Below are 12,478 nucleotides of genomic sequence, written 5' to 3' on the forward strand. Positions count from 1 at the left end.
CGGAACCCGACACTCACCACACCATTCGACGAGCGGATAAGGAACCACACCGTGGCACAGCAGGAAGTGCTGACCGACCTGAAAAAGGTCCGCAACATCGGCATCATGGCCCACATCGACGCCGGCAAGACCACCACTACCGAGCGCATCCTCTACTACACCGGCGTGAACTACAAGATCGGTGAAGTTCACGACGGCGGAGCGACGATGGACTGGATGGAGCAGGAGCAGGAGCGCGGCATCACGATCACGTCCGCCGCGACGACCTGCTTCTGGAAAGACAACCAGATCAACATCATCGACACCCCCGGCCACGTCGACTTCACGGTCGAGGTGGAGCGCTCGCTACGGGTGCTCGACGGTGCTGTCGCGGTCTTCGACGGCAAAGAGGGCGTGGAGCCCCAGTCCGAGACGGTCTGGCGACAGGCGGACAAGTACAACGTCCCGCGCATCTGCTTCGTCAACAAGATGGACAAGATGGGCGCCGACTTCTACTTCACGGTGCAGACCATCATCGACCGCCTGGGAGCCAAGCCGCTGGTCATCCAGCTGCCGATCGGCGCGGAATCCGACTTCGTCGGCGTGATCGACCTGGTGGCCATGAAGGCTCTCACCTGGCATGGCGAGACCAAGTTGGGTGAAGAGTATTCGACCGAGGAAATCCCGGCTGAGCTGCGGGCCAAGGCCGACGAGTACCGCACGGCCCTTCTCGAGCGTGTTGCTGAATCCGACGACGCGCTCATGGAGAAGTACCTCGGCGGCGAGGAGCTGACCGAAGCTGAGCTGAAGGCCGGCATCCGGGCCATCACCATCGCCGGTGAGGTCAACCCCGTCCTGTGTGGGACCGCGTTCAAGAACAAGGGCGTACAGCCCATGCTCGACGCGGTCGTGGACTACCTACCCACACCGTTGGACGTGCCCCCGATGATCGGCCACAAGCCGGGCAACGAGGACGTGGAGATCATCCGTAAGCCCAGCACCGACGAGCCGTTCTCGGCGTTGGCCTTCAAGGTCGCGACCCACCCCTTCTTCGGGACGCTCACCTACGTGCGCGTCTATTCCGGTCGGATGTCGACCGGTGGCCAGGTCATGAACACGACCAAGGGCCGCAAGGAGCGCGTCGGCAAGCTCTTCCAGATGCACTCCAACAAGGAGAACGCAGTCGAGACGGCTTCCGCAGGTCACATCTACGCATTCATCGGCCTGAAGGACACCACCACCGGTGACACCCTGTCCGACGTGCAGGACCAGGTCGTCCTGGAGTCGATGACCTTCCCGGAGCCCGTCATCTCGGTTGCCATCGAGCCGAAGACCAAGAGTGACCAGGAAAAGCTGGGCATGGCGATCCAGAAGCTGGCTCAGGAAGACCCGACGTTCCAGGTCGAGCAGGACGAAGAGACCGGCCAGACCATCATCAAGGGGATGGGCGAGCTGCACCTCGACATCCTGGTCGACCGGATGCGGCGTGAATTCAACGTCGAGGCCAACGTCGGCAAGCCCCAGGTGGCCTACCGCGAGACGATCCGTCGCGCGGTCGTCAAGCTGGACTACATCCACAAGAAGCAGACGGGTGGATCGGGCCAGTTCGCCAAGGTCCAGGTCACCATCGAGCCGCTGGACACCCACGAAGGCGAGATGTACGAGTTCGTCAACGCGGTCACCGGTGGTCGCATCCCGCGGGAGTACATCCCCTCGGTGGACCACGGTATGCAGGAGGCCATGCAGCTCGGTGTCCTCGCTGGCTACCCGCTGGTGGGTATCAAGGCGACCCTGCTCGATGGTGCCTACCACGACGTCGACTCTTCGGAGATGGCGTTCAAGATCGCCGGTTCGATGGTGCTGAAGGAAGCGGTCCGCAAGGCCGATCCCGCACTGCTCGAGCCGATGATGGCGGTCGAGGTCCGCACCCCGGAGGACTACATGGGTGAAGTTATCGGTGACCTCAACTCTCGTCGTGGCCAGATTCAGGCCATGGAAGACATCAGCGGCGCCAAGATCGTGCGAGCGGTCGTGCCTCTGTCGGAGATGTTCGGGTACGTTGGCGACCTTCGGTCCAAGACCCAGGGTCGTGCCAACTACACGATGCAGTTCGACTCCTACGCCGAAGTTCCCAAGAACGTGGCGGAAGAGATCATCAAGAAGATCCGGGGCGAATGAGGCGCACCTGTTCATCCGTTTGCACTTTTAGCGGCTGAGCAGGGATCCTCAGGGACGACTGATGTCGTCTTCCCAGCAGCATTACCACCATTAGGACGCCCCGGCGTCAGACCAACAGTCTTTGAAGGAGTACCCAGTGGGTAAGGCCAAGTTCGAGCGCAGCAAGCCGCACCTCAACATCGGCACCATCGGTCACATCGACCATGGCAAGACGACGTTGACCGCAGCCATTTCCAAGGTTCTGCACGACAAGTACCCGGATGTCAACGGGCAGTCCGCCTTCGATCAGATCGACAAGGCGCCCGAAGAGAAGCAGCGCGGAATCACGATCACGATCTCGCACATCGAATACCAGACCGAGAAGCGTCACTACGCACACGTCGACTGCCCCGGGCACGCCGACTACGTCAAGAACATGATCACCGGTGCCGCGCAGATGGACGGCGCCATCCTGGTCGTCGCCGCGACCGACGGCCCGATGCCGCAGACCAAGGAGCACGTGCTGCTGGCACGTCAGGTCGGCGTGCCTTACATCGTCGTCGCGCTGAACAAGTCCGACATGGTCGATGACGAAGAGATCATGGAGCTTGTCGAGATGGAGGTGCGTGAGCTGCTGTCCGCTTACGAATTCCCCGGCGACGATCTGCCCGTGGTCAAGGTTTCCGCTCTCAAGGCGCTGGAAGGCGACGAGAAGTGGAGCGCCAGCATCATGGAGCTCATGGACGCGGTGGATGAGAGCATCCCCGAGCCCGTGCGTGACGTCGAGAAGCCCTTCCTGATGCCCGTCGAGGACGTTTTCACGATCACCGGTCGTGGCACCGTCGTTACCGGACGTATCGAGCGCGGGGTGCTGAAGATCAACGAGGAGATCGAGATCGTCGGTCTCAACGAGGGTCCGGTCAAGTCAACTGTTACCAGCATCGAGATGTTCAACAAGATGCTCGACACCGGTCAGGCCGGCGACAACGCCGCCCTGCTGCTGCGCGGTATCAAGCGCGAAGACGTGCAGCGCGGACAGGTCATCGTCAAGCCGGGCACGACCACGCCGCACACGAACTTCGAGGCAAGCGTCTACATCCTGTCCAAGGATGAGGGTGGCCGTCACACGCCGTTCTACGACAACTACCGCCCGCAGTTCTACTTCCGCACCACTGACGTCACTGGCGTCGTGAGCCTGCCGGAAGGCACCGAGATGGTCATGCCCGGTGACAACACCGAGATGTCCGTCGAGCTCATCTCGCCCATCGCGATGGACGAGGGTCTTCGGTTCGCAATCCGTGAGGGCGGTCGTACCGTCGGTGCGGGTCGCGTGGTCACCATCACCAAGTGATATGACCTCCGCAAGGAGGTAGAACACGAGAAAGACCCCGGTCTGCTGTTGCGGACCGGGGTCTTTCCCGTCACAAGCGCGCAACCCGGATCGACTACGCGCTGGGTCAGGTGCGGTGCTGCTGGATCAGAGCAGGACCACGATCAGCACGGCGATGATGCCCATCAGGAGGGCGAATCCCAGGCCTGCGGCAGCGACGATCAGGCCGGTGCGGGTGGCGGAATCCACCTGTTTGCGCCAGCCCGTGTCTGCCATGAAGTCGTTGACGGTCTTCGACAGCCAGGTGCTGTCGAAGGCGTAGCCGACGGCGGCCGGCCGGCCGCTGTCGGTGAGTCCGAACTGAAGGTGCAATTCCTTCTCGTAAACGGTTCCTCGCAGCACTGTGCGTTTGGTGGAGACCTGCGCAACGGCGCCCCCTGTCCCGACCCCGGTAATCCAGGACACCGCGCGTACGACCTGCTGACGACTGTAGATGTGTTCGTCTTCCCGGAGCATGAGTTCGATGCTGTACTCCTTCTGCAGGCTGTGCTGGTGCAGCAGGCCCACCCATCGCAGATCGGCCACCTGAAGGTGCAGCAGTAACCCGTAGTCGGTGCGCGTCACGGTGTACGGCGTGTCGCGGACCCGATCCTGCAAGCCTTGGTAGATCTCATCTGACGTCTGCACGTGGATCTCCCTCATCGTCGGTGACGCTGTTGGGACCGTTTCAGGAAAGTCTGGTGATTCGCGGTGAGAACCCTGCTGAGAACGAGGGCGACCTCGCGGAGCGGATCTCCGATGGGGCACCGGCGGGGATCTTCGCTGATCGCGCGGACGGCGGCACGTCGGCGACTCCCCATGGATGAGACGGCCCGGAACGGCGACCGGGCGTGCTGCGAGAATAGGCGCTCCGGCACATCCCCAGCACAGAAATGGTGACTTGTTGTGGCCTTGACCGACCTGTCGGCAGAACAGCTGCGCGAACTGTCCGATATTCAGCGCACGGCCTACGACGATGCGGTTGCCCGCGGTCTGAAGCTGGACCTGACGCGCGGCAAGCCCAGTTCCGCGCAGCTGGACCTGGCCGAGGAGTTGCTGTCACTTCCGCGCGGTCACCGCGCGGCCGACGGCACCGATGTACGCAACTACGGGGGTCTGTTGGGTCTGCCGGAGCTGCGCGCGATGTTCGCGGAGTTGCTCGGTGTCGACCTGAACCAACTGGTAGCCGGTGGGAACGCCAGCCTGACGATGATGTCCGACGTCCTGATCTACCATCTCTTCCACGGCGGCGTGGATTCCCAGGAGCCGTGGGGGGTGCAGGAATCGGTCAAGTTCATCTGCCCCGTGCCGGGGTATGACCGTCACTTCTCCCTTCTGGAGCACTACGGCGTCGAGATGGTCACCGTTGCGATGAATGCCGACGGTCCCGACGTCGAGGCTGTCAAGGAACTGGTCGCGGAGGACGCGAGCATCAAGGGCATCTGGATCGTGCCGACCTATGCGAACCCCAGCGGCGCGGTGTGCTCCCTGGAGGTCGCGTCGCAACTTGCGGCGATGCAGACCGCGGCTCCCGACTTCCGCATCTTCTGGGACAACGCCTACGCGTTGCATCACCTCACGCAGGACGAAGCCAAGAGCGCTGACATCCTGTCGCTGGCGAGTGCGTCGGGCCACCCGCACCGCCCCATTGTCTTCGCCTCCACCTCGAAGGTCTCGTTTGCCGGATCGGGTGTCGCGTTCCTTGCGGCCTCAGCCGAGACGATCGCCTGGTACACCGGCCACCTCGGCAAGAGTTCGATCGGGCCGGACAAGGTCAATCAGCTGCGTCATGCGCAGTTCTTCGGCAGTGCGGAAGGCGTACGCGCGCACATGCGCAAGCATCGCGAGATCATCGCTCCCAAATTCGCCGAGGTGCAGCGCATCCTGCAGGAGCGGCTCGGGGAGCACGGCGTGGCGTCCTGGAACACTCCGCTGGGTGGATACTTCGTCAACCTGGACGTGCTGGATGGTACAGCCTCTCGGGTTATCGAGCTCGCGAAGGCCGCCGGCGTGGCCTTGACTCCGGCGGGGTCGTCTTTTCCCTACGGCGACGACCCGCGGGACCGCAATATCCGTCTGGCCCCGACCATGCCGCCGCTGTCGGAGGTCACTGACGCGATGGACGTGGTCGCGACCTGCGTGTTGCTGGCCGCGGCAGAGAAGCTCCTCGCCTGATCGGATCGGGTAGGCAGGCTCCCGCGCGGCCAGGACACGGACGATTTCCTGGGTGTTCCGGGACCTGGCCGGCGGCTTGGTGTCCGTTGCGCAACGAGGTGTGTCAAGGTGACCCCTATGGCATCCGTTGAAGCGACGCCGGTCTTCTTCCTGGCCGGTGGCACGGGAATCTCCGCCGAGACCCTCGGCAACATGATTCTGCAACAATTCCCTACGCTACGCTTTATTCGGCAGAAGATTCCGTTCATCACAACTGTCTCGCACGCAGAAGAAGTTCTGGCGAATGTGAACATAGCGAAGACCGAGAATGTCATTCCACTGATCTTCTCAACCGTCGCGGACGAGGAAATCCGTGCTGTTCTGATGCGTACCGACTGTGCTTTTGTCGACCTTTTCGGTGCCCAGCTCGATCTGGTCGAGCGGGTGTTGCACGTCAACGCAACCCGGGGTGGCGGCAGCGCTCACGGTGTCGGCGATCCCATGGCATATGACGCCCGGATGAAAGCTGTCGAATACGCCATCGAACACGATGACGGTCAAAGCCTGCGGGCCATCGAACGCGCCGACCTCATACTCACCGCGCCCTCGCGATGCGGCAAGACTCCCACCACCATGTACCTGGCGCTGCAACACGGGCTCCTGGTAGCCAATTACCCGCTGGTCGAGGAAGATTTCGAATCCACCGATCTCCCTCGTCCGATCAGGGCGTATGCCAGGAAGTGTTTCGGAATCCTGACCACGGCAAGTCGGCTGAGCCAGGTGCGCGGTGAGCGTCGGCCGGGGTCGGCATATGCCTCGATCACCCAGTGCAGCTACGAGCTGCGCCGGGCAGAGGCTATGTTTCGAGCACACCGGGTGCCGAGTATCAACTCGGCAGCCATGTCGGTGGAAGAGATGGCAGCAGTCATCATGCAGACCCAGAAGTTGAACCGCGCCCACTGAATCACTAGTTTTTCCGTTCTCAGCTCTCGTCGAAAGAGGTCCGATTCCATGACCGTCAGCAATATCGAGTGGTTTGCCGATCTCGGGCTCGGCGACGTGGACCGGGTGGGCGGCAAGAATGCGTCGCTGGGCGAGATGGTCAGTAACCTCGCGCAGGCAGGGGTGCGGGTTCCCGACGGGTTCGCGACGACGGCCGAGGCCTACGTGCGGTTCCTTGGCGAGACCGGGCTGGCCGACCGGATCAACGCACTGTTGGACGACCTCGATGTCGACGACACGCGTGAACTCTCCCGGGTGGGAGCGCTGATCCGTACCTCAGTGCAGGAACAGGCTTTTCCCGACGACCTCGAGCGGGAGATCCGGTCGGCATACGAGCAGCTGCGTGGAGACGACGAAGAGCTCTCTCTCGCCGTTCGGTCCAGCGCGACAGCGGAGGATCTGCCCGACGCCTCGTTCGCAGGGCAGCAGGAGACCTTCCTCAACGTTGTGGGCATCGACAATGTCCTGCAGGCGATCAAGCTCGTGTTCGCCTCGCTCTACAACGACCGCGCGATCTCCTACCGGGTGCATTCGAATTTCGACCATGCCTCGGTTGCGCTGTCGGCGGGGGTACAGCGGATGGTCCGCTCGGACATCGGTTCCTCCGGCGTGATGTTCACGATCGACACTGAATCCGGCTTTTCCGATGCGGTGTTCATCACCTCCAGTTACGGCCTCGGCGAAGCCGTTGTTCAGGGCGCGGTCAACCCCGACGAGTTCTACGTGTACAAGCCGGCGCTGCGCGAAGGTCGCCCCGCCGTGCTCAAGCGCGGGCTGGGTAGCAAGGCCACCAAGATGGTCTACACCTCGGATGCGACCGTGGGTAAGACGATTGAGTTCGTCGATGTGCCGGCGGCCGAGCGCGGCCGATTGAGCCTGACCGACGATGAGGTCCAGGAGCTCGCGCGGCACGCTCTCAAGATTGAGGAGCACTACGGCCGCCCGATGGACATCGAATGGGGCAAGGACGGTATCGACGGAAATCTGTATGTGCTGCAGGCGCGTCCGGAGACCGTGAAGTCCCGGCAGAATGGCTCGATGCTGCAGCGGTATGTGATGGGCTCGCGCGGCGAGGTCATCATCGAAGGCCGCGCCATTGGTCAGAAGATCGGTGCCGGCAAGGTTGCGGTGCTGACCTCGATGGACCAGATGCACGATTTTGTCCGTGGGGACGTGTTGGTGGCCGATATGACCGACCCGGACTGGGAACCGATCATGAAGCGGGCCTCGGCGATTGTTACCAACCGCGGTGGGCGTACCTGCCACGCCGCGATCATCGCCCGCGAGCTGGGTATCCCGGCGGTCGTCGGCACCGGCAATGCAACGACTGCGCTGGAACCCGGACGCCCGATCACGGTCTCCTGCGCCGAGGGCGACACCGGTTTCGTCTACGACGGTGAGCTGAATTTCGAGGTCAAAGAGACTGCGCTGGACGAGATGCCCGACATCCCTGTGAAGATCATGATGAATGTCGGCACCCCGGACCAGGCGTTCGAATTCTCCCGACTTCCGAACAAGGGCGTCGGCCTGGCGCGACTGGAATTCATCATCAACCGCCAGATCGGTATCCACCCGAAGGCGCTCCTGGACTACGACACGCTCGACGCGGATCTACGCGCCGAGATCAAGCCGCTCATTTCCGCCTACGACAGCCCCCGTGACTACTTCGTCAAGCGCGTGGCCGAGGGCGTCTCGATGCTGGCCGCAGCGTTCGCGCCGGAGCCGGTCATCGTGCGGATGAGTGACTTCAAATCCAACGAATACGCCGGACTGCTGGGCGGCGAGAGCTACGAACCGCACGAGGAGAATCCGATGATCGGCTACCGCGGTGCATCGCGGTACCTGTCGGAGGACTTCGCCGAGTGCTTCGCGATGGAGTGCGAGGCACTGCGCTACGTACGCGAAGACATGGGCCTGCTCAACGTGAAGGTGATGATCCCGTTCGTTCGTACCGTCACCGAGGCGAAGGGCGTCATCGATCTCCTGGGCAAGAACGGCCTGAAGCGCGGTGAGCATGGCCTGGAAGTCATGATGATGTGCGAAATCCCGTCGAATGCTGTTGCCGCCGAGGATTTCCTGGAGTACTTCGACGGCTTCTCGATCGGGTCCAACGACATGACCCAGCTGACGCTGGGTCTGGATCGCGATTCTGCCTTGGTTGCTGCGGGCTTCGATGAGCGCGACCCCGCTGTGAAGAAGATGTTGATGATGGCGATCACCGCGTGCCGTGAGCAGGGCAAATATGTCGGGATCTGCGGTCAGGGCCCGTCGGACCACCCCGATCTGGCCGACTGGCTGCTGGATCAGGGCATCGAGTCGATGTCGCTGAACCCTGACACCGTTGTGGAGACGTGGCTGCGGCTGGCGAAGCGAGCGAACGCCTGACCCACCCCGGTCGGTAGAAGTGCGGTGAACGGGAACGCCCGTTCACCGCACTGTTTGTGATGGTCTCAGGACAGGACGCGGCGGCGGAAGTTGCGCAGGCCGATGGTCAGGAACACCACGGCGAACCCAAGAATTACCGGGTAGATCGCGAAGAGTGTCATGTGTGGTGCCTGGGTGAACGCCGCCCGCATTCCTTCGTTCACGTAGATCAGCGGATTGATCAGGACGAGGGTCTGCAGCCAGTGGAAGCCGCCGATCGTCACTGGCGACAGCGTGGTCCAGGAATAGTAGGTGCCGCCGAGGAAAGTGATCGGCAGGATGATGAACCCGAACATCAGGCCGATGTTGCGTGGTTGGAAACTGGTTCCGAGAACCAGGCCGAGGCCGGCCATCGCGACACAGGCCAGCGGTACCAAGGTCAGAATGACGGCCCAGTGCAGGTGCAGGTGGGCCTGCACCCCGTTGGCGTGCACGACCGATGCGATCGGCAGGACGATGATCGCGGAGATGATCCCCTGCACTGCGCCGGACAGCACTTTCGCAATGGCCACCAGCCAGATGGGGCAGGGCGCCTGAACGCGGTCCTCGATCTCGCGGGTGTAGCCGAACTCCTGGGCCATCGACAGGGCAATCGACTGCACTCCCTGGAACATGATCGAGATGCCGACCACCCCGGGTACGAGCACGGTCGCGAAGTCCGACTGGCCGCCCTTACCTTTGCCGCCGCCGATGCCCTGGCCGATCTTGGGAAACACGTAGAGGAATACAAAACACAGCAGAAAAGGCTGGATGATCGTGCGAAGGACGAACAGCCCCCAGTCCTTGCGCAGCACGGTGACGTCGCGCAGCATCAAAGCCCCGAGTGCGGTCCACGCTGCGCGCGGGACACTTCGGGTCGGAGCATCGGAGATGAACGCTCTGTCTGCGGGCACTGCGGGCACTGCGGGCACTGCGGCCGGTGCTGTGGGGCTGCTCATTCGCGGAGTTCCTTTCCGGTCAGGTCGATGAAAACGGTCTCCAGGCTGGGTTCGGACACCGACAGATCCAGGATGTCGTAGCCGGCCTTCTCAGCGGCCAGGACGATCCGGGGCACGAGGCGGTCGCTTCCGTCGATGTGCAGCTCCAGAGATTCCCCACGCACCCGATGCTCGGCAACCCCGTTCAGTTCCGCAGCCAGCAGATCGCCCAGTCTTTCCTGATCACCGGCTGCGCGGATGGTGACCACGGTATCGGCGCCGACCCGTTTCTTCAGTTCGGCGGGAGTGCCCAACGCGAGAACAGTGCCGTGATCCATGATGGCGACCCGATCGCACAACTGGTCGGCTTCTTCCATGTAGTGGGTGGTCAGCAGAATCGTCTGACCGTCATCGTTCAGCTCCCGCAGTTTCTCCCACAGCGCAAGGCGACTCTGGGGATCCAGCCCCGCTGTGGGCTCATCCAGGAAAAGCACCGCCGGGCGGTGGAAGATCGCCCGCGCAACCATCAGCCGTTGCGCCAGGCCTCCTGACAGGGTGAAGACGGACCGGTCGGCCCATTTGGTGAGCTGGAAGTCCGCCAGCAGTTCATCAGCCGTGGAGCGCGCGGACCTGGCGCTGTAGCCGAACAGGCGACCATGGAAGTAGAGGTTCTCCCGCACGGTCAATGCCCGGTCCAGGGTGTTCTGCTGGGAGACGATCCCGGTGACCTGCTTGGCCAGCGACGGTTGCTTGACGATGTCGATGCCGGCGATGAAGCCTCGTCCGGATGTGGGGATGACCCTGGTCGTCAGCATCCCTGCCGTGGTGGTCTTGCCCGCTCCGTTGGGTCCGAGCAATCCGAAGATCTCGCCCGTCGGCACGTCCAGATCCAGCGCCTGCACGGCGGGAGCATCGGCGCCGGAGTAGGTCTTCGCCAGCGATTCGGTGTGGATCGCCCACTCACCCTGCGGGCTGTGCCGATGATGTCTCGTCGTGTCCATAGTCCCTCAAACTACCTGGGGAAGCTGTTCTCGTGGCCCATCATTCGGCATGTGCAATGCCGAGTAGGGCGATGTCGACGGCTGCGGCGATGAGTGCGTCGCTGGGCAGCGTGTCATGCATCATCGCGGCATTCGAGACGAAACCGGAAAGCATCAGTGCAGCGGCTTCGAATCGTTCGCCGTCGGCGACGGTCGCCAGCATGGTCCGCAACGGAGCCTCACCGTCCCGCACCATTTCGTCCCGAATGACCGCCATCCGCGGATCGGAGGACGCGAGCTCGGCAAGCACCGCGAGCAGTTGATCCAGGTGGTAGTCCTCGATGGCAGCGCGGAACATCGTCAGTTCAGCGATCAGGTCATTGCGCAGATTGCCCGTCGCCGCGTGGTGCGGCATCTGCCGCAACCAGGCGAAGGCTTCGTACAGCAGATCTGACCTGGTGGGCCAATGTTTGTAGACGGTCGCCCGCGAATAGCCGGCGACTCGCGCCACATGGTTGTGGGTAACCGCTTCGCGGCCTTCATCCACCAGTACCTGCAGGGTGGTGGTGAGGATGTCGTTACGGGTCCGGACGACCCGGGCATCAACTGGTTCCTCGGTCGGGGAGGCGGTCAGTGCCACGCCGGTCACCTCCTGGTTGCCTAATGGACGGATTGTCCACTAGCTTTGTTCTAGTCCATTAGGACCCCCACTGCCAAAACCGGTGTGGGGGTCCTGGCGCAAATCCGGAAGCCTCTGCGGTCGAAGGTCGGTGGATGTCGGTCCAGATCAACCTAGGAGCCCCACATGTCAGCTGTTCTGTTCGGTTCGATCAGCACGATCGCCGACACCTCCGAGTTGCAGCGCGAAGCCTTCAACAAGGCCTTCGTCGCGCATGACGTGAACTGGGTCTGGGATCGCTCGGACTACCTCGCGATGCTCGACAAGAGCGGAGGCCGCGACCGGATCGCTGCCTACGCGCAATCGCGTGGTGAGTCCGTCGACGCGGACGCCATCCACCGGACGAAGTCCGAGATCTTTCAACGTGACCTCGCTGAGTCGAACATCGTTCCCCGCGATGACGTCGCCCAGACGATTCAGGACGCGGTGGACGCCGGGATGTCGGTCGGTCTGGTGACCACGACGTCGCGCCGGAACATTTCCGCGATGTTGGACGCACTGCACCCGCAGATCCGGGTCGACCAGTTCGACATCATCGTCGACGTCACCGACGTGGACCAGCGAAAGCCGGCCGGTGATGCGTACGAGTTCGCACTGACCAGCCTGCATGTGAAATCCGACGACTGCGTCGCGATCGAGGACAACATCGAGGGCGTCCGGGCGGCGCAGGCTGCCGGAATAACCTGCGTGGCTTTCCCCAATGCAAACACCTCCGGTCAGGACTTCGCCGCAGCTGACCGACGCGTCCATCAGGTGCAGTTCGACGAGCTCGCCTCACTGATCACCGCCAACTGAGTTACCAAGAACCTCCGAGACA

Annotated in this window: 10 protein-coding genes; 6 read left to right on the forward strand and 4 right to left on the reverse strand. The window is 62.7% G+C overall.

What is annotated here, in order from left to right:
• Positions 1–51 precede the first annotated feature (51 nt).
• Both fusA and tuf read left to right on the forward strand, forming a co-directional pair.
• Positions 52–2,157, forward strand: coding sequence for an elongation factor G (gene fusA, locus V3G39_05545; protein XAS77503.1), 2,106 nt, complete (start codon positions 52–54; stop codon positions 2,155–2,157).
• A gap of 136 nt (positions 2,158–2,293) precedes the next feature.
• The gene (tuf, locus tag V3G39_05550) at positions 2,294–3,487 is read left to right on the forward strand and encodes an elongation factor Tu (GenBank protein XAS77504.1); all 1,194 of its coding nucleotides are present in this window, start codon (positions 2,294–2,296) and stop codon (positions 3,485–3,487) included.
• A gap of 126 nt (positions 3,488–3,613) precedes the next feature.
• Here tuf and V3G39_05555 read toward each other — a convergent pair whose 3' ends face one another.
• Positions 3,614–4,153, reverse strand: a complete 540-nt coding sequence (locus V3G39_05555) for a hypothetical protein (GenBank protein XAS77505.1) — start codon at positions 4,151–4,153, stop codon at positions 3,614–3,616.
• Positions 4,154–4,417: 264 nt separating this feature from the next.
• Here V3G39_05555 and V3G39_05560 point away from each other — a divergent pair, with 264 nt between their 5' ends.
• The 3 genes from V3G39_05560 (at position 4,418) to ppsA (ending at position 9,046) form a co-directional block, all read left to right on the forward strand.
• A complete protein-coding gene (locus tag V3G39_05560) occupies positions 4,418–5,680 on the forward strand; it encodes an aminotransferase class I/II-fold pyridoxal phosphate-dependent enzyme (GenBank protein XAS78183.1) in 1,263 nt (420 codons plus the stop codon).
• 117 nt (positions 5,681–5,797) lie between these two features.
• A complete protein-coding gene (gene ppsR, locus V3G39_05565; protein ID XAS77506.1) occupies positions 5,798–6,622 on the forward strand; it encodes a pyruvate, phosphate dikinase/phosphoenolpyruvate synthase regulator in 825 nt (274 codons plus the stop codon).
• Between the two features lie 48 nt (positions 6,623–6,670).
• Entirely contained in the window at positions 6,671–9,046 is a 2,376-nt protein-coding gene (gene ppsA / locus V3G39_05570) for a phosphoenolpyruvate synthase (protein ID XAS77507.1), read from the forward strand.
• Positions 9,047–9,111: 65 nt separating this feature from the next.
• Here the strand turns inward: ppsA and V3G39_05575 are convergent, their stop codons facing one another.
• Genes V3G39_05575 through V3G39_05585 form a run of 3 tightly spaced genes read right to left on the reverse strand, consistent with a single transcriptional unit; the run spans position 9,112 to position 11,622 of the window.
• Positions 9,112–10,023: an ABC transporter permease gene (locus V3G39_05575; GenBank protein ID XAS77508.1), complete on the reverse strand. Its 912-nt coding sequence runs from the start codon at positions 10,021–10,023 to the stop codon at positions 9,112–9,114.
• Complete coding sequence (locus V3G39_05580; GenBank protein XAS77509.1) at positions 10,020–11,003, reverse strand: ATP-binding cassette domain-containing protein; 984 nt, start codon at positions 11,001–11,003, stop codon at positions 10,020–10,022. The genes V3G39_05575 and V3G39_05580 overlap by 4 nt, the downstream gene beginning before the upstream one ends.
• Before the next feature lie 40 nt (positions 11,004–11,043).
• On the reverse strand, positions 11,044–11,622 hold the full coding sequence (locus tag V3G39_05585; protein XAS77510.1) for a TetR/AcrR family transcriptional regulator: 579 nt from the start codon (positions 11,620–11,622) through the stop codon (positions 11,044–11,046).
• A 165-nt stretch (positions 11,623–11,787) separates the two neighbouring features.
• Between V3G39_05585 and V3G39_05590 the strand changes: the two genes are divergently transcribed.
• Entirely contained in the window at positions 11,788–12,456 is a 669-nt protein-coding gene (locus V3G39_05590; protein XAS77511.1) for an HAD-IA family hydrolase, read from the forward strand.
• Positions 12,457–12,478: the final 22 nt, after the last annotated feature.

This window comes from Dermatophilaceae bacterium Sec6.4 (assembly GCA_039636865.1).
Classification (GTDB): Bacteria; Actinomycetota; Actinomycetes; order Actinomycetales; family Dermatophilaceae; genus Allobranchiibius.

What these genes read in the sequence shown, in the direction of transcription:
- ppsA (XAS77507.1), top strand. Translation starts at nt 6,671, where the DNA reads ATGACCGTCAGCAATATCGAGTGGTTTGCCGATCTCGGGCTCGGCGAC.
- V3G39_05580 (XAS77509.1), bottom strand. Translation starts at nt 11,003, where the DNA reads ATGGACACGACGAGACATCATCGGCACAGCCCGCAGGGTGAGTGGGCG.
- ppsR (XAS77506.1), top strand. Translation starts at nt 5,798, where the DNA reads ATGGCATCCGTTGAAGCGACGCCGGTCTTCTTCCTGGCCGGTGGCACG.
- V3G39_05590 (XAS77511.1), top strand. Translation starts at nt 11,788, where the DNA reads ATGTCAGCTGTTCTGTTCGGTTCGATCAGCACGATCGCCGACACCTCC.
- V3G39_05575 (XAS77508.1), bottom strand. Translation starts at nt 10,023, where the DNA reads ATGAGCAGCCCCACAGCACCGGCCGCAGTGCCCGCAGTGCCCGCAGTG.